15 protein-coding genes, 1 tRNA gene and 1 riboswitch are annotated in these 16,934 nt (G+C 71.3%); of the genes, 7 read left to right on the top strand and 9 right to left on the bottom strand.

Annotated features, from left to right (window positions below; genetic code table 11):
• Genes AAH991_RS27020 through AAH991_RS27000 form a run of 5 tightly spaced genes read right to left on the bottom strand, consistent with a single transcriptional unit; the run spans position 1 to position 5,318 of the window.
• A complete protein-coding gene (locus tag AAH991_RS27020; protein ID WP_346228717.1) occupies positions 1 to 1,455 on the bottom strand; it encodes a peptidoglycan D,D-transpeptidase FtsI family protein in 1,455 nt (484 codons plus the stop codon).
• Positions 1,452 to 2,798, bottom strand: a complete 1,347-nt coding sequence (locus AAH991_RS27015; protein ID WP_346228716.1) for an FtsW/RodA/SpoVE family cell cycle protein — start codon at positions 2,796 to 2,798, stop codon at positions 1,452 to 1,454. The genes AAH991_RS27020 and AAH991_RS27015 overlap by 4 nt, the downstream gene beginning before the upstream one ends.
• A gap of 26 nt (positions 2,799 to 2,824) precedes the next feature.
• Positions 2,825 to 4,099: a Stp1/IreP family PP2C-type Ser/Thr phosphatase gene (locus AAH991_RS27010; protein ID WP_346228715.1), complete on the bottom strand. Its 1,275-nt coding sequence runs from the start codon at positions 4,097 to 4,099 to the stop codon at positions 2,825 to 2,827.
• Entirely contained in the window at positions 4,096 to 4,560 is a 465-nt protein-coding gene (locus AAH991_RS27005; protein ID WP_346228714.1) for an FHA domain-containing protein FhaB/FipA, read from the bottom strand. The genes AAH991_RS27010 and AAH991_RS27005 overlap by 4 nt, the downstream gene beginning before the upstream one ends.
• A gap of 17 nt (positions 4,561 to 4,577) precedes the next feature.
• The gene (locus AAH991_RS27000) at positions 4,578 to 5,318 is read right to left on the bottom strand and encodes an FHA domain-containing protein (protein ID WP_346228713.1); all 741 of its coding nucleotides are present in this window, start codon (positions 5,316 to 5,318) and stop codon (positions 4,578 to 4,580) included.
• A 157-nt stretch (positions 5,319 to 5,475) separates the two neighbouring features.
• On the opposite strand from AAH991_RS27000, the gene AAH991_RS26995 reads away from it, so the two are divergent.
• Positions 5,476 to 5,561, top strand: a tRNA-Leu gene (locus AAH991_RS26995).
• 332 nt (positions 5,562 to 5,893) lie between these two features.
• On the opposite strand, the gene AAH991_RS26990 is transcribed toward AAH991_RS26995, so the two are convergent.
• Both AAH991_RS26990 and AAH991_RS26985 read right to left on the bottom strand, forming a co-directional pair.
• A complete protein-coding gene (locus tag AAH991_RS26990) occupies positions 5,894 to 6,898 on the bottom strand; it encodes a hemolysin family protein (protein ID WP_346228712.1) in 1,005 nt (334 codons plus the stop codon).
• Entirely contained in the window at positions 6,895 to 8,367 is a 1,473-nt protein-coding gene (locus tag AAH991_RS26985) for a hemolysin family protein (RefSeq protein WP_346228711.1), read from the bottom strand. Before AAH991_RS26985 ends, AAH991_RS26990 begins: the two co-directional genes overlap by 4 nt.
• A 255-nt stretch (positions 8,368 to 8,622) precedes the next feature.
• On the opposite strand from AAH991_RS26985, the gene AAH991_RS26980 reads away from it, so the two are divergent.
• Positions 8,623 to 9,873 carry an LCP family protein gene (locus AAH991_RS26980; RefSeq protein WP_346228710.1) on the top strand — a complete coding sequence of 417 codons (1,251 nt, stop codon included), beginning with the start codon at positions 8,623 to 8,625 and terminating at the stop codon, positions 9,871 to 9,873.
• Positions 9,874 to 10,003: 130 nt separating this feature from the next.
• Here AAH991_RS26980 and AAH991_RS26975 read toward each other — a convergent pair whose 3' ends face one another.
• Positions 10,004 to 10,654 (bottom strand): GOLPH3/VPS74 family protein, encoded by a 651-nt coding sequence (locus AAH991_RS26975; protein WP_346228709.1) that lies wholly within the window; start codon positions 10,652 to 10,654, stop codon positions 10,004 to 10,006.
• Positions 10,655 to 10,697: 43 nt separating this feature from the next.
• On the opposite strand from AAH991_RS26975, the gene AAH991_RS26970 reads away from it, so the two are divergent.
• From AAH991_RS26970 to AAH991_RS26955, 4 genes are all read left to right on the top strand, one after another.
• A complete protein-coding gene (locus tag AAH991_RS26970; RefSeq protein ID WP_346228708.1) occupies positions 10,698 to 11,303 on the top strand; it encodes a TenA family protein in 606 nt (201 codons plus the stop codon).
• Positions 11,304 to 11,391: 88 nt separating this feature from the next.
• A complete protein-coding gene (locus tag AAH991_RS26965; RefSeq protein WP_346228707.1) occupies positions 11,392 to 12,270 on the top strand; it encodes an Fpg/Nei family DNA glycosylase in 879 nt (292 codons plus the stop codon).
• Between the two features lie 74 nt (positions 12,271 to 12,344).
• Positions 12,345 to 12,668 (top strand): rhodanese-like domain-containing protein, encoded by a 324-nt coding sequence (locus AAH991_RS26960; protein ID WP_346228706.1) that lies wholly within the window; start codon positions 12,345 to 12,347, stop codon positions 12,666 to 12,668.
• Positions 12,669 to 12,706: 38 nt separating this feature from the next.
• A riboswitch (TPP riboswitch) is annotated at positions 12,707 to 12,823 on the top strand.
• A complete protein-coding gene (locus tag AAH991_RS26955) occupies positions 12,814 to 14,163 on the top strand; it encodes a purine-cytosine permease family protein (protein WP_346228705.1) in 1,350 nt (449 codons plus the stop codon). Its footprint overlaps the riboswitch before it by 10 nt.
• On the opposite strand, the gene AAH991_RS26950 is transcribed toward AAH991_RS26955, so the two are convergent.
• On the bottom strand, positions 14,160 to 14,753 hold the full coding sequence (locus tag AAH991_RS26950; RefSeq protein WP_346228704.1) for a methylated-DNA--[protein]-cysteine S-methyltransferase: 594 nt from the start codon (positions 14,751 to 14,753) through the stop codon (positions 14,160 to 14,162). The two genes, AAH991_RS26955 and AAH991_RS26950, sit on opposite strands and share 4 nt — an antisense overlap.
• Positions 14,754 to 14,945: 192 nt before the next feature.
• Between AAH991_RS26950 and AAH991_RS26945 the strand changes: the two genes are divergently transcribed.
• The gene (locus AAH991_RS26945; RefSeq protein ID WP_346228802.1) at positions 14,946 to 16,862 is read left to right on the top strand and encodes a PAS domain S-box protein; all 1,917 of its coding nucleotides are present in this window, start codon (positions 14,946 to 14,948) and stop codon (positions 16,860 to 16,862) included.
• Positions 16,863 to 16,934: the final 72 nt, after the last annotated feature.

Raw genomic sequence — 16,934 nt, 5'->3', positions numbered from 1 at the left:
TCACTGTCCCAGCACCGCCTGCATGACGTCGTGGGCGATCGGCGCGGCGACCGCACCGCCGGTGGCGTCGTTGCCGGCGCTGCCCGACTCCACGAAGACCGCCACGGCGACCTTCGGGTTGTCGACCGGGGCGAAGGAGATGAACCACGCGTGCGACGGCTTGCCCGGCAGGGTCTCCGCCGTGCCCGTCTTGCCGGCCACGGTGATCCCGGGAAGCTTGGCCGCGCCGCCGGTGCCGCGCTCGACCACGTTGATCATCATCTTGGTCAGCTCGCCGGCGACCTCGGGGCTGACGGCCTCGTCGAGCTCGTCGGGGTCGGTCCCGTCGATCTCCGAGCCGTCCGCCATGATCTTGTTGACCAGGTACGGCTTCATGACCGTGCCCTGGTTGGCGATGCCGGCCGCGACCATCGCCATCTGCAGCGGGGTCATCTGGTTGCTCTGCTGGCCGATGGCGGTCTTGGCGAGGGCGGCCTTGCTCTCGTCCGGGCCGATGTCGCTGGGCGAGACCTCCAGGGGGATCTCCAGCGGCTGGCCGACCCCGAACTTCTCGGCCTGCTCCTTCAGCTTGTCGTAGCCGACGTCCATGCCCATGATGGCGAACGGCGTGTTGCAGGAGATCGTCAGCGCCTCGACCAGCGTCGCCCGGCCGCCGCACGACTCGCCGTGGTAGTTGGGCAGCGAGATGTTCGTGCCCGGCAGCGGCAGCGAGTCGGGCGCGTCGACCTGTGTGTTCTCGTCACGCGACTCGTCGTCGCTGAGGTAGGCCGCGGCGGTCACGGTCTTGAACGTGGACCCCGGGGCGAACGTCAGGTTGATGGCCCGGTTGAGGAGCGGCTTGTTGTCGTCCTTGTCCAGCTTGTTGTACGCCTTGTTGACCGTGGCCTTGTTGGCCACCGCCAGCGGGTTCGGGTCGTACGACGGCACCGACACCATCGCCAGGATCTTGCCGGTCTTCGGCTCGAGCGCGACGACCGCGCCGCGCTTGCCGGTGCCGGCCAGGTCCTTGTACGCGATCTCCTGGGCCTTGGTGTTCAGCGTGAGGTCGACGCTCGCGCCCTTGGCGGGCTTGCCGCTGACCATGTCGATCGCCCGGCGGACGACCAGGTCGGGGTGGCTGCCGTCGAGGTAGCGATTCATCGCGGCCTCGATGCCCGAGGCGCTCTCCGGCGCGAACCAGCCGACCACGTGCGTGAACGGCTTGCCGAGCGGATACTCCCGCTCGAACCGGAACTGCTTGTCGCCGGTGTCCACCGTCTTGGCCAGGGTGGTCTTGCCGTTGTCGGCCGTGATCCAGCCGCGGTCGACGTTGTAGCGGCCGTACAGCATGCGCACGTTGCGGGAGTCGTTGCGCAGCCCCTCGGCCCGCACCGCGCCGAGATACGTCACATTGGCCATGAGCAGGCCGAACATCAGCAGGCAGGCCACGGAGACACGCTTGAGCGGGCTGTTCATCGCTGCATCACCTGGGTCATTCCCTCGTCCTGGATCGCCTGCGGCGGCGGGCGGCGGGCCGCGTCGGACATCCGTACGAGCAGGGCGATGAGCATCCAGTTGGCCAGCAGGGCCGAGCCTCCGGCGGACATGAACGGCGTGACGAGACCGGTCAGCGGGATCAGCCGGGTCACGCCGCCGACGATGATGAACACCTGCCAGGCCAGGATGAACGACAGGCCGCCCGCGAGCAGCTTGGTGAACGGGTCGCGGGCCGCCAGCGACGTGCGCAGCCCCCGCTCGACGATCAGCGCGTAGACCATGAGGATGGCCATCAGGCCGGTGAGGCCCAGCTCCTCGCCCACCGCCGGAAAGATGAAGTCGGAGAACGACAGCGGGATCTTGTACGGGTAGCCCTGCCCGAGGCCGGTGCCGAGGATGCCGCCCGAGCCCATCGCGAACTGGCCCTGCATGAGCTGTTCGCTGCCGCCCACGGCCGTGTAAAGCCTCTCGTCCTCCGCGTGCAGCCAGACGTCGAAGCGGGCCTCGACGTGGCTGAAGATCTGCCCGGCGACGAAGGCGCCGCCGACGAACAGCAGGATGCCGATGAGCACCCACGAGGTGCGCTGGGTGGCGACGTACAGCATCACGATGAACGCGCCGAACAGCAGCAGCGAACTGCCGAGGTCCTTCTGCAGGACCAGGACGCCGAGGCTGATCACCCAGGTGATGACGATGGGACCGAGGTCGCGTGCCCGGGGCAGGTCGATGAACAGCAGGCGGCGGCCCGCGAGGGCCAGCACGTCGCGCTTGGCGACCAGGTAGCCCGCGAAGAAGACGACCAGGGCCAGCTTGGCGAACTCGGCGGGCTGGATGCTGAAGGGGCCGACGCCGACCCAGATGCGGGCGCCGTTGATCTCCTTGCCGATGAAGGGCAGCATGGGCAGCACCAGCAGGCCCAGCCCGGCGAAGCCGGCGGTGTAGGTGAAGCGCTGCAAGACGCGGTGGTCTCTCAACGCGATCAGGACCGCGGAGAACATCACCACGCCGAGCGCCGTCCACATGAGCTGGTTGGCGGCCGACGCGAGTTTCTCGCCGGCCAGCTCGATCCGGTAGATCATCACCAGGCCGATGCCGTTGACCAGCGTCACGAGGGGAAGCAGAAGGGGGTCGGCCCATGGCGCCCACTTGGCCAGCACCAGGTAGGCCGCGAGCATCAGACCGCCGAGGCCGAGGCCGTAGCCGAGCATGCCGGAGGGGACCTTGCCGTTGATCCCGAGCCCGACGCCGGCGTACGCGCCCATCACGATCAGCACGGCGAAGGCGAGCATGCCCAGCTGGGCCCCCCGCCTCTTCGCGGTCATCGGTACGGGCGTGGCTTCGACAGCAGTCACTTACTGGACCTCGTGGGGGTCGGCGTCGCCTCGGTGTCCGGCGTGGGGGCCGACGAGGCGCCGAAACTCTTGATCCTGGTGATCCCGGCCTGCAGGTCGTCGACCGGGATGCCGCTGCGGACCTGGTCCTGCTGCACGGCCGGCAGCGACGAGACGCGTAGGGGGTCGGTGTAGGCGACCTTCTTGAAGGACACCGGCCCGACCTCCGCGTCGACGCCCTGGAAGACGACGAGTTCGTCCCCCTTGGCGCCCACGTAGAACTGGCTCTGGGTCCACTCGTAGCCGAAGTAGCCGCCGGCCCCGAGCGCGGCGGCGACGACCAGCACCCCGGCGGCCACTTTCGGCCCCGACCGGCGCTTGCGCGAACGCCGCGCGGAGGCCTGGGCCTCGCGCGCGGGTTCGTCGTCCAGGTCGTCGTCGATGATCACCGGTTGCGGCGCGGTCACGGTGGCGGCCCGACCGGCGGGGGTGTCCGGCGGCGCGGAGCGCACCCGGCCGGAGCCGGCCGCGCCCACGACCGCCGCCGCCCCGAGCGGTGGCTGAAGGTCGTCCACCTCGATCACGTCGGCGACCACACAGGTGATGTTGTCCGGCCCGCCGCCCCGGTTGGCGAGGTCGATGAGCTGCCGGACGACGTCCTCGGGATCGTCGATCGTGGTCAGGGTGTGGTGCAGGGTCTCGGCGCTGACCACCGTGGACAGGCCGTCCGAGCACAGCAGGTAACGGTCGCCCACCTGGGCCTCCCGGTCCTGCAGGTCGGGGTCGACCTCGCCGCTCCCGTCCAGCGCGCGCAGCAGGATCGAGCGCTGGGGATGGTTGGCGGCCTCCTCCTGGGTGATCCGCCCGTCGTCCACGAGGGACTGCACCAGCGTGTGGTCGTGCGTGATCTGGTACAGCTCGCCGTTCCTGAGCAGGTACGCGCGGGAGTCACCCACGTGGACCAGCGCGAAGCGTGCACCGCTCCAGAGCATCGCGGTGAGGGTGGTGCCCATGCCCTTGAGGCTCGGGTCACGGGCCACCATCGCGTGCAACTGGTGGTTGGCGTCCCGGACGGCCGCCTCGATGGCGCTGAGCAGGTCACCACCGGAGGCGTCCCGGTCGAGGGACGACAGTGCGGCGATGGCGACCGAGCTGGCCACCTCGCCGTGGGCATGCCCGCCCATGCCGTCGGCGACGGCAAGCAGGCGGCCGCTGGCGTACGCCGAGTCCTCGTTGCCTTCACGGAGGAGCCCGACGTCCGAGCGAGCGGCGTAGCGGAGTGCGATGGTCATTTGCGCAATTCGATGACGGTTTTGCCGATGCGGATCGGAACTCCGAGGGGCACCGGGGTCGGGCGGGTCACTTTCGAGCGTTCGAGGTACGTGCCGTTCGTGGAACCGAGATCCTCCACGATCCACTGGCCGTCCTGGGGAAAGAGCCGGGCGTGCCGGCTCGAAGCGTAGTCGTCGCTGAGAACCAGCGTGGCGTCGTTCGCCCGGCCGATGGTGATTGGCGTCTCCGTGAGGTTGATGATGGTCCCTTGCAGGGGACCACCGGTGACGATCAGCTGGCGGGGTTCGCCCTTCTTGGGCTTGGAAACCGGCCGGGGTTGCTTGGCCGGCTTGCGTGCGGGCGCGGGAGCCGTACGTGGACCGAACAGGTCTGTCCGGATGACGCCGACCGCGGCGATCACGAAGAACCACAGCACCGCCAGGAAGGCGAGCCGGATCAGCAGCAGCGTTAGCTCGGACATGGACCGTCTGTCTACCTCTAATCGCGCCTGAACACCAGTGTCGTGCGGCCGAGGGTCACCCTCGTCCCGTCCTGCATCTCGACCCTGCGGACCGGCTGGCCGTTGACGAAAGTGCCGTTGGTCGACCCCAGGTCCACGAGCACGACCTGCGGCCCTTCCACTCTTAGCTCGGCATGATGCCGTGATACGCCGGGATCCACCAGCCGAAGATCACAATCGGTTCCGCGGCCGAGCAGCGTCACCGGTGTGGTCAGCTCGTACGACCGCTGGCCCTGGGGGTCGTCCTGGGTCGAGACGAGCAGCCGGGGACGCCCCTGGAACGCGCTGGGCCTGCCGGCGGGCACGTCGGTCGGCGGCTGACGGATCTCGTCCTGCTCCACCGTCGCGCCGCGGATCACCCCCGACCGGATGCGGAAAAGCCCGACCGCGAGGTCGTCGGCGGTCTCGAACCGCACCCGTACCGGCCCGACGAACGAGTAGCCCTGCTCCTTGGCGTACTCCCTCGCGAGAGTGGCCAGTTCATGGCTGATGCTGTCGGCGTACACCTCCAGCCGTTCGCTGTCGGTCGTCGACAGCTCCACCACGAAGTCGTTCGGCACGAGCGTGCGACCCTGAGCGACGATCGCGGCGCGCTCGTCCATCTCCCTCTGCACGGCGCTGGCAACCTCGACCGGCTGGAGATCGGACTTGAACGCCCTTGCGAAGGCCCCTTCAACCAACCCTTCGAGCCTGCGCTCGAAGCGCTGAAGGACTCCCACCGGATACCTCCCTTCCACTGCCACTACGGTCGCGATCGCTCCGGTGCTGCACTGAGCTCCTTCGCATCGTCGTTTAGAGGGATCGTATCCGGGTTCGTAAGCACGGGCGGATACGTGCTAACCTTTCCAGGCACCCAGAGATGGGGGCCAACCGCAAGGGCAAGTGGCGGAATGGCAGACGCGCACGGTTCAGGTCCGTGTGTCCGAGAGGACGTGGGGGTTCAACTCCCCCCTTGCCCACCAGAAACAAGCTCCGCTCGGCAGTCGCCGGCCGGGGCTTTTTTCTTGTGTGGCTCAGTGGGGCAGCCCCTTGGGGCGCTCGGCCGGACGACGCGCCTCGCCTGGTCGCAAGCGAAGCATCCACGTCCGGCCTCCCCTCCCGGCCCGTACGGCACGGGCCTCGTGTGCGTGTCGCACAGGGGGCCCCGAAGATCGGGGCCCCCTCCGCGCGCACTGCACATTCTCCGGAGGCCGCCTTTCAAACCACTTTCCGCAGACTTGCAGGCGGCGACCTTTACCATCTGTCCCAGTTAGTGAGAGTTTGCGTCTCGTGATGAGAGACGTTCCCGCACTTGTCAGGCCACGAGCAGCTCACCGACCAGGGTGGTGAGATCGATCACACCGACGGGCGTGCCGCCGGCGTCCGTGACGAGGCCGAGCTGGGCGCGCGCCTCCTGCAGCAGAGTCACCGCGTCGGAGATCGTGGTGTTCTTCGCCATCCGGGGGACGGGGGTCGCGAGCTCCCCGGCCCGGCGTCCCGGCTGGATGACCGAATCGCGCACGTGGAGCACGCCGACCACGTCGTCGGGGGTGACGACCAGCATGCGCAGGCTCCCGCCGCGCGCCGCCGTCCGGCGTACGAGCAGGTCGTCGGCGTTCGCGGGCACCGAGGGCGCCTCGCCGACGGGCACCATCAGCCGTTCGACCGGCTGGGAGTGCACCCGCAGCGCGCGGGTGAGCAGGTCGTGCTCGTCGCGGTCGAGCATGCCCATCCGGCCCGACTCGGCCACCAGCATGGCGAGCTGGCGCGGCGTGCGGGTGGTGGCCAGCTCGTCGCGGGGCCGTACGCCGGCCAGCCGCAGCACGCCGTTGGTCAGCGCGTTCAACACGGCCAGGATCGGGCGGACGATCCAGGCGAAGCCGCGGAACGGCAGCGACAGTCCCATCGCCGCCCGCTCGGGATGCGTGAGCGCCAGCGACTTGGGGGCCATCTCGCCCACGACCATGTGCAGGAACGTCACCAGGGCCAGCGCCACGACGTACGCCACGGGGGTGCGCAGCGACTCGGGCAGCAGCGTGAGCACCGGCTCCATCAGGTGCTCGATGGAGGGCTCGGCGACCATGCCGAGGCCCAGGGAGGCCAGGGTGATGCCGAGCTGCGCCCCGGCGAGCATGAGCGACAGCTCGCGCCCGCCCCTGACCGCGGCGCGGGCCGTGATCTTGGCCAGCCGGCCGCCGCTGACGGCGACCTCCTCCAGCCGGTGCCTGCGTGCCGAGACGAAGGCGAACTCGGCCGCCACGAAGAACCCGTTGGCGGCCAGCAGCACGATGCCGAGCAGAACGCCGGTGAGAGAACTCATGCGGGCCTGCCCTGGAACAGTGCGGAGAACAGCTCGGTGGCGTAGTCGGCGCCGCTCTGGTCACGGGCGGCCGTGCGGGCCTTCTCCCGCTCCGGCCGCTCCTCCTCCGGCGCCTGCGCCGACTCCACCGCGGACGTCTCGGTCGACACCCGCACCCACTCGGGGACGCGGCGGCGCACGCTCAGCACCGTGAGCACGGCCCGCTCGGCGTCCTCCCCCTCGTCGTCGAAGAGGTGGGGCTCGGGCACGAGGGGGGAGACGACCCGGTCGCCGGGCTCGGCCATCCGGCCGAGGAGCGCGAGGACGAGCCCGGCCACGGTCTCGTAGTCCTCGCTCTCGGGCAGCCGCACGCGCGTCGCGCGCTCGACCTCGTCGAGGCGGAGGGTGCCCGGCACGTCCCAGACGTCGTCGCCGTGCCGTACCACGCCGAGCGGTTCGGGGTCGTTCTCGTCCATCAGCTCGCCGACGAGCTCCTCGGCCAGGTCCTCCAGCGTCACCACGCCGGCCAGCCCGCCGTACTCGTCGATCACGCAGGTGAGCGTCTCGCCCGCGGAGGTCATCCGCCGCAGCAGCTCGGGCAGCGGCAGCGTCGCGGGGACGAGCAGCGGCGCGCGGGTGATGCCGCCGACGAGCCCGTCGGACGGGGCGCCTGCCTTCAGATACTCGGGCAGCCCGGCCACGCCGACGACGTCGTCGGCGTCGGTGCCGAGAACCGGGTAACGGGAGTGGCCGTGCGTACGCAGGGCGTCGAGGAACTCGCCGACCGGCCACTCGGCGCGCAGCGAGACCACGCGCGGGCGGGGGACCATGACGTCCTCGGCGGTGCGGTCGCCGAACTCGAGCGCCCGCTCCAGCGTGTCGGCCAGCCGGGGCGGCAGTTCGCCCGCCGCGGCCGACTCCGTCACGATGCGCGACAACTCTTCGGGGGTGGCGCCGTGTTCGAGCTCTTCCACCGGCTCGATGCCGAACAGGCGCACGAGCCTGGTCGCCGAGGCGTCGAAGAAGCGGATGACGGGCCCGGCGACCACGAGGTAGACGTGCGTCGGGCGAGACAGGAACTTCGCGACGTCGTCGGGGCGGGCGATACCGAGGTTCTTGGGGGCGAGCTCGCCGAGGATCATCTGCACGATCGTGGCGATCGCGACACCGAGGGCCACGGAGACCCCGGGGACGGCGGCCGCGGGCAGCCCGGCGGCCTCGAGCGGGCCGCGCAGCACGCCGGAGATCGCGGGCTCGGCGATGAAACCGACCAGCAGGGTGGTGACGGTGATCCCGAGCTGCGCGCCGGAGAGCATGAACGACAGGCGCCCGGTGATGTCGAGGGCCCGGCGCGCGGCGCCGTCACCGGCCGCGGCCTGCTCGCGGAGGGTGCCGCGATCGGCGGCGACGAAGGCGAACTCCTGCGCCACGAAGAACCCGGTGGCCAGGGTCAGAAGCAGCACGGCCAGGAGGCCGAGGGCGGCGCTCATCGGGCGCCCGCCATGCGATCATGAGATCCCGTGCGTATGCACGGGCAGGTACTCCAGGGGTCCGAAACGGACACGACGATCCTTTCGCGTGGTGGTATACCACCGTAACGGCTGGAATCTCTCCTGTGTTTCCCGGCAGCCTTTACTGACTGCTTAGAGGGCGTCTGGGTACCGTGAAGAAGGGGGCGCATCGGCAAAGACTTCGGCCGCTGCGGTCAAAGCAGGCGCAAGGACGCTGAGGGGCTGGGGGTTCAGGTGGCCGACGAGGACGAGGCGACCCGCGCGTACCGCCGTACGGCCCGGCCTCCGGCGGCACCGCCCCCGGCGGCACAGCCCCGCGCGGAGGCTCCGGCCGCCCGGGCGGGGTCCGGCAGGGAGGACACGGTCCCCCGGGTCCGTTCCAAGGTGTACGGCAAGCCGCGCTCCGGCGACACTCCGATCCGCCCGCTCGGCGGGAGCGGGCACGAGGCCGGGGACCGGGACGGCGGCGCCCCGCACGGTGGCGGCGGCGGGCCGAGGGGCCGCGACGGGGCCGTGCGCGGCGGTGGCCGCGGACCGCGGCGGACCGGCAGGACCATCCTTCGGGTCGTCGTGGTGCTGGTCGTGCTCCTGCTCGTCGCCGCCGTAGCCGGATATTTCTGGATCGGTTCCCGGCTGAAGCCGGTCGAGTCGCTGACCGACTACAGCGGACGGCCCGCCGAGACGCCGGGCGAGGACTGGCTGCTGGTCGGGTCCGACAGCCGGGCGGGGCTGACCGCGGCACAGCGCAGGAAGCTCGCCACCGGCAAGGCCGTCGGCAAGCGCACCGACACGATGATGCTGCTGCACATCCCCGACAGCGGCCGGCCGACCCTGGTCAGCCTGCCGCGCGACTCGTACGTCCCGATCGAGGGGCACGGCAGCGGCAAGCTGAACGCGGCGTACGCCTTCGGCGGGCCGAAGCTCCTGGCCAAGACCGTCGAGCGGGTGACCGGCATCCGGATCGACCACTACATGGAGATCGGGTTCGGCGGGTTCGTCGGCATCGTGGACGCGGTCGGCGGGGTCAACATCTGCGTGAAGCAGGACATCAAGGACCCGAAGGCCGGGATCGACCTGAAGAAGGGCTGCCAGGACATGGACGGCGGCACCGCGCTCGGTTATGTCCGCACCCGGGCCACCGGCGCCATCCCGGACTTCGAGCGCACCCAGCGGCAGCGTCAGTTCTTCTCGGCCGTCGTGCAGAAGGCCGCGAGCCCGGGCACGCTGATCAACCCGTTCACCTCGGTCCCGCTGGCGCTGAGCGCGGCCGACTCGGTCGCCGTCGACCCCGGCACCGGCCTGTTCGACCTGCTGTCGGTCGGTCTGGCCATGCGCGAGGGACCCGTCGCCACCGCCGTGCCGATCGGCTCGCTGCCCACGATCGGCGGCCAGGCGGTGGTGAAGTGGGACACGCAGAAGGCGCTGCGCCTGTTCGAGGCGCTCGCCGCCGACAAGCAGGTCCCCAAGGACGTGATCACCAAGTAGCCGCGGCGGCCGTGCGACGCGCCCGGCCGCTCACGTGGGCGCGCGGGGTGCGCGGGATGCGCGGGATGCGCGGCACGGGCGGCGGGGCTCCCTCCGGTTCCGGCAGGGTCGGCCGCCGGTTCCGGCCGGGTCAGCCTCCGGCGGTGGCGGCGACCGTCGCGGCGGTCGTGGCCGCGACGACGGCGGCGTGCACGGACGCGATCGTCTTGCGGACCGCCTCGCCCGTCCACTGGCCCTGGGCGATCTCCTTGACCCGGTCCTTCGGCGCCCCGGGGAACGCCTTGCGGTCGAGTCTGGCCGCATGCATGACCGCGAACAGCACCGCCGTCCGCTCGTCGGGCTCGGCCCCGGTCAGCACGTTCTGGACGCGCTCCCGCACGCCCTGCTCGTGGCGCGGGTCGAGCTCGGGATAGCGCGTGGTGGGGAAGATTCCCAGGACCTTGCCCTCCTGCTCGCTCAGCACGCCCCGGGCGGCGAGGCGGGTGAGCAGCCGCTTGCGCAGCCTGCCCATGCGGAGCTTGCCCACCCACCAGCCGGCGTCGTGCCGCCCGGCCTCACCGATGATCCGGGACAGCGTCGCGTCCAGTTCCTCGTCACCCAGCGGGGAGCCGTTCTCGACCCGCAGCTTCTTGCCGTCGAAGCCGACGCGTCCGCGTACGGCGAGCTCCGCGAGCAGAGCACCCGCCAGGGCGCAGTCGAGCTCCATCGACCCGATGATCGGCTTGCCGGTGTCCTCCCGGTAGGCCAGCAGCAGCACTTCCTCGGCGATCGTCAGTGTCACGTGATCGAGCGTAACGCGCCGATCCAGGCCAGAATGTGCCTTTATGGGAATATCTGACGAGCTGCATGCCATCGGGCGGCCGATGCTGGACGCCCAGCTCGCGCACCCGACCGTACGCGGCATCGCGGCGGGCGACCTGCCCGAGCCGGTCTTCCGGTCGTGGCTTGAGCAGGACTACCTCTACCTGCTCGACTACGTCCGGGTGTTCAGCCGGCTGGCCTGGCAGGCTCCGGACGGTCACCTCGGCGACCTGGTCGATCTCGCGTACGCCACCTGGCACGACGAGCTGGACCTGCACCGGTCGCTGTCGGCCGAGTTCGGCGCCGACCTCGACGGCGCGGTGAAGGGCCCGGCCTGCGCGGCGTACACCTCGTTCCTGCTGGAGGCGGCGGCCGACTACGCGGAAGGCCTGGCCGCGCTGTACCCCTGCATGTGGGGCTACTCGACGCTCGGCCGGATCCTGGCCGCCGACCCGCCCGCCGAGCCCCGGTACAAGGCGTGGGTGGACACCTACGCCGATCCCGGCTTCGCCGCCCTCTCCGCGCGCATCGCCGTGATGATCGACGAGGCGGCTCCCGACCCGGCGCGCGCCCGGGAGCTGTTCGTCCGGGGCATGGAGCACGAGCTCGCGTTCTGGGACGTCCCCTGACCCTGCCGGGCCGGAGAGTGTCCCGTGATCTTCCGCCGTACGCCGCGGCGGGCTGAAAAGATCACGGGACGCGACCTAGTCTGAAGGCATGCCGGAGCTGCCCGAGGTCGAGGCGCTCGCCGAGTTCCTCCGCGAGCACGCCGTCGGCCATGCCGTCGTCGGCGTCGACGTGACCGCCTTCCAGGCCCTGAAGACCGTCGACCCGCCCGTCACCGCGCTCGCCGGGCTGCTCGTCACCGGCGTGGCGCGGCACGGCAAGTTCCTCGACGTCGACTGCGTCGGCCTGCACTTCGTCACCCACTTGGCGCGCGGCGGCCGGCTGCGCTGGCGCGACGACCTCACGGGCGCGCGGCCGGTGCGGCCGGGCAAGGGCCCGCTCGCGGTCCGCGTACGGCTGTCGCCCGGCGAGGACGGCCGCGCCCCCGGCTTCGAGCTCACCGAGCTCGGCACGCAGAAGCGCCTGGCGGTGTACGTGGTGCGCGATCCCGAGGACGTCCCGGGGGTCGCCGGCCTCGGGCCCGACCCGCTGGCGGAGGACTTCACGCCAAGCGTGCTGAAGACGATCGTGGGCGGCAGCCGGACGCAGATCAAGGGCCTGCTGCGGGACCAGAAGGTGATCGCCGGCATCGGCAACGCCTACTCCGACGAGGTGCTGCACGTCGCGAAGATGTCCCCCTTCAAGATCGCCGGAACGCTGACGGACGGCCAGGTCGCCGACCTGCACGACGCGATCGTGAGCACGCTGCGGGACGCGGTCGGCCGGGCCAGGGGGCAGGCCGCCAAGGACCTCCAGTCGGACAGGAAGCCGGGCCTGCGCGTGCACGGCCGTACGGGCGAGGCGTGCGAGGTGTGCGGCGACACGATCAGGGAGGTGTCGTTCGCCGACTCCTCGCTGCAGTACTGCCCGACCTGCCAGACCGGCGGCAAGCCGCTGGCCGATCGCCGGATGTCCCGCCTCCTCAAGTAGCGTCCGCGGATCACCGTGGGTCACAGCTTCCGGCCTTGGCCCGGGCATCGGCGGCGTGCGGCCACAATGGGCGCATGACATTGCCGGAAATCACCCCCGACGCCCTGCCCGACGACGCGTACCTGCTCGACGTCCGTGAGAACGAGGAGTGGGTGGCCGGTCACGCGCCCGGCGCCGTCCACATCCCGCTCGGCGAGCTGCAGGCGCGGGTGGACGAGGTGCCGCACGACCGGCCGGTGTACGTGGTCTGCCGCGTCGGCGGACGGTCGGCGCACGCCGCGATGTGGCTCAACCATGTCGGCAGGGACGCCGTCAACGTGGACGGCGGCATGCAGCTGTGGGCCGCCGCCGGGCGCCCGATGGTCAGCGAGACCGGCGGGGTGCCCTACGTCGCATAGGAAAACGGTCAAAGAAGTGTCATAATCCCAAAGACATCATCAATACCCGCGGGAGCTCGGGCGTGACCGGGCTGAGAGGGCGGATCGAAGTCGTGCCGCCGACCGCATGAACCTGTCCGGATAATGCCGGCGTAGGGAGCGTGTGATGACTTCTGCCGTCGTCGACGACGCGCACGCGGAGGTTCCGCTCACCCTGGACGAGGAGGCCCCGAGAACCCTGGGCCTGCTCGACCAGGGGGCGTTCTGGGCCAATCTCGGCGTCAGCCTTCTCGGCTTCTCGGGGGCGTTGTTCCTGCTCGACCCGCTGGGCGGCAAGCCGCTGACCTTCACCGCGGCGGTGGTCGCGGCCGTCGTCGGCAGCCTGCTCGGGACGGCGATGGTCGGTCTGGCCGCGATCCCCGGCACGCGGACCGGGCGGCCCGCGATGGTGCTGCTGCGCGGCCTGTTCGGGGCCCGTCTGTCGTACGTCCCCACCGTGCTGAACATCGTGCAGATGCTCGGCTGGGGCGCCTTCGAGCTGTGGGTGATCGCCAACGGCGCGCAGGCCCTGTTCGGCACGGCGGTGCCGTACGCGGTGTGGGTGCTCGCGGCAGGTGCGCTGACGATCGCGCTGACGATCCGGCCTCTCGGCGCGCTGCGACTGCTGCGCCGCTACGTCACGGCGGGCGTGGTGATCGCGATGATCTGGCTGTCGGTCGCCCTGTTCAACCAGGGGCCGTCCGTGGGGGGCGGCTCCTGGGACGCCTTCGCCCCCGCCGTCGACTACGTGATCGCGCTGTCGGTGTCGTGGGTGCCGATGGCGGCCGACTACGCCCGGCACTCGCGGTCGAGCGGCGCGGCGTTCACCGGCGTGGTGGCGGGATACACGATCGCGCAGGTGGCCTGCCTGGCCCTCGGCATCGCCGCGCTCGCCCTGGTGGGCAACGACGGGGACAAGGTGTGGGACCCGTTCGTGGCCGCCCCTCTCGGGGTCGTGTTCTTCGGCATCCTGGTGCTGCGCGAGGCCGACCAGTCGTTCGCGAACGTCTACTCGACGACCGTGTCGATCCAGAACCTCGCGCCGCGCTGGGACCGCCGGGTGGTCTCGGTCGTGATCGGTGTGCTCACCACGCTGATCGCGCTGTTCGCCGACGTGAACTCCTACGGCGCGTTCCTGAGCGTGATCGGGGCGGTGTTCGTGCCGATGTTCGCCGTCCTCGTGGTGGACTACTTCCTGCTCGGCGGGGCCGCCCGGTGGAACACGGCCGAGGACGCCCCCTCGCGCTGGCTCATGGTCGTGCCGTGGATCCTCGGGTTCGTCGCGTACTGGATCGTGACCTCCACCCCGACCGTCGGCTGGTGGGACGGGATCTGGACCGAGGTCCGCCTCGCCCTCGGGTTCGTCCACCAGCCCTGGATGAACGCCGCGCTCGCCGCGTTCCTGGTGGCCGCGCTGGCGACCGTGGCGGTGTCCGTCCCGGCCCGCCGCCTCCGTTCCCGGGGCCGCGCGGCCTAGGGCCGGCCCGGCACCGGGCCGGAGCCGGGCTGGAGCGCGCCCTCCAGGCGGAGCAGGTGCTCCTTGGCCGCCTGGCCGCCCGCGTAGCCGCCCAGCGCGCCGGGGCCCTCCACGGCGCGGTGGCACGGCAGGAGCAGGCAGACCGGGTTGCCGGCGAGGGCGTTGGCCACCGCGCGGGGCGCCTGCGGCCGCCCGATCCGCTCGGCGATGTCCTGATAGGTGGTGACGCTGCCGTACGGCACGGCCGGCATGAGCTGGATCACCGTACGGCTGAAGCCCGTGACCAGACGCAGGTCCACGGAGAGGGAGAAGGTGCGCAGCCTGCCCGTGAAGTAGGCGTCGAGCTCCCTGCGGAGGGGATCGAGGCGGCGCGGGTCCGGCCCGATGAACGAGCCGACGGCGCGGGAGATCCGGGCGAAGACCTCGTGCTCGCCCTCGTAGGTGCAGGCGAGCACGCCGCGTGCGGTCACCGCGAGGACCAGGCGGCCCACCGGCGCGTCGGTGGTGCCGAAGGCGACCTCGGGCGGGGTCTCGCCGACGTAGCCCGGCGAGGTCACGCGGAGCAGGGCTTCGAGGTCCTCGGTGGACATGGGCGGCCCCACTTTCTCTTCTCTGCGTGCAGGCAGCGTATCGGAGCGATTGCGAGGTGACGGAAAAGGCCATGATCAAAAGGTGAAAGAAGGCACGATGGGGGCGTGGGTGACAGCAGCGTGGACGGCCGGGCGGCGGACATCGCCCCCGTGGTCGCTGACGCCGCGGACGTGCTCGCGGGCGAATTCGACATGGAGCCGGGCGGCGGCCCCGGCGCGGAACTCCACGGGAGCGACGTCGAGGAGGGCCTCGCGCGTGCGGTCCTGGCCGGCTCCCCCGACGCGATCGTCGCGCTCGATCGCGACCTGGCCGTGCTGAGCTGGAACGCGGCGGCCGAGCGGATGTTCGGCTGGCCCGCGGCCGATCTGCTCGGCAGGCGGGCGCCGATCGTGCCCGACGAGTTGATGGCCGAGCACAACGCCGTACTCGAACGCGTACGCGCGGGCGGCCGGGTGTCGCTGACCACCAAACGTCTCCACCGCGACGGGCGGCTGCTCGACCTGCGGGTGGACACGAGCGCGCTGAGCTCGCCGGGCGGCGTCCTGCTGGGGTACGTGAACGTCTACCACGCCGCCGAGGACGACGACGCGGCGCACGGCAGGATGGTGCGGCGCGCCCGCCTGGTGCGGAGGCTGACCGACGTGGTCGGCGACATCAACGCCGAACTCGACCTGCCCGTCGTGCTCGACCGGATCGCCGCGAGCCTGACCGAGCTGACCGGCGCCGACGCCGGCGGTTTCGTGTCCATAGAAGGGGACCGGCTGCGCCTGGTCGGCGTCCACCGGCTGCCGGAGACGCTGCGCGGGGCCACCGCCGACCTGCACACGAGCCTGGTCGCCAAGCTCCTGCGCACCGGCAAGACCGTGCTGCTGGAGACCGGCCCGGAGGGCTTCCCGGACCTGATCTGGGCGCGCCTGCCCGGCCTGCACACGATCGCCGTCGGCATCGCCGCCGTCGGCGGGCGTCCCTATGGAGCGCTCTACGCGTTGTTCGCCCGGCGCAAGGCGAGTCATCTGGAGCTCGAACTGCTCGAACTGCTCGCCGGGCACGCCGGCATCGCGGTCGCCAACGCGACGGCCTACCAGGACGCGGTGCGGCAGCGCGCCCACGAGCGGGCGGTCTTCGACGCGAGCGCCGACGGCATCGCGGTGCTGGACGGCGCGGGGGCGGTCGTGCGGTGGAACCCGGCCGCGGCCGAGCTGACCGGCCACCCGGCGGACCGGGTCATCGGCGGGCCGCCGCCCTTCCCGCTGCCGGCGCCGGGGGAGAAGCTCACCTTCCAGCTCCCGTCCGGCCGCTGGCTCGACGTGCTGTGCGCGGAGATCCGGGAGACGGGGGAGACCGTCGTCGACTTCCGCGACGTGACCCGGGCCAAGGAGCTGGAGGAGGCCAAGGACCTGTTCCTCGCCACCACCAGTCACGAACTGCGGACGCCGATCACGATCGTGCACGGCTTCGCCAGCACGCTCGACTCCCGCTGGGACCACCTGTCCGACGTGGAGCGGCGGGGGGCGGTCCACACGATCGCCGAGCGCGCCCGCTCGCTCGGGCAGCTCATGGACCATCTCCTGCTCGGCGCGCGGGCGGGCGCGGAGGAGCTGAAGGTCAGGGTCGAGCCCTTCGACCTGGCCGCCCGGGTGCACGCGGCGACGCTGGGGCTGCCGGTCCTGTCAGACCGGCACCGGCTGGAGGTGGACATCCCGCCCGACCTCCCCCTCGCGTACGGCGACGCCCTGGCCACCGACATCCTCCTGGCCCAACTGCTGGAGAACGCGTTCAAGTACTCCCCCGACGGCGGCCTGATCCGGGTCGAGGCGTGGCCGGAGGACGACCGGGTCGTGCTGGTGGTGGACGACGAGGGAGTGGGCATCGCGCCGGGCGACCGGGAGCGGATCTTCGAGCGGTTCGTCCAGGCCGACAGCGGCAACCGGCGCAGGTTCGGCGGGGTCGGCCTGGGGCTCTACATCGTGCGCAACCTCGCCCGGGCCCAGGGCGGGGACGTCGCCGCGCTGCCCCGGTCCGGCGGGGGAACCCGCATGCGGCTGGTGCTGAACTCGGCGGAATCTTCATCCTGCCAGGACAGATCGGAGCGTGGCGTCACCACTTAAGGACTGATCTATTGTCCAATGTGCACAAGCTGTGATGCGGGGCACGGTTTCCCGGCTGAGTGAGCGGGGCAT

This window comes from Microbispora sp. ZYX-F-249 (assembly GCF_039649665.1).
GTDB classification, from domain to species: domain Bacteria; phylum Actinomycetota; class Actinomycetes; order Streptosporangiales; family Streptosporangiaceae; genus Microbispora; species Microbispora maris.
The sequence above is the reverse complement of the archived record's forward strand: the minus strand, read 5'-3'. Positions and strand labels throughout refer to the sequence as shown.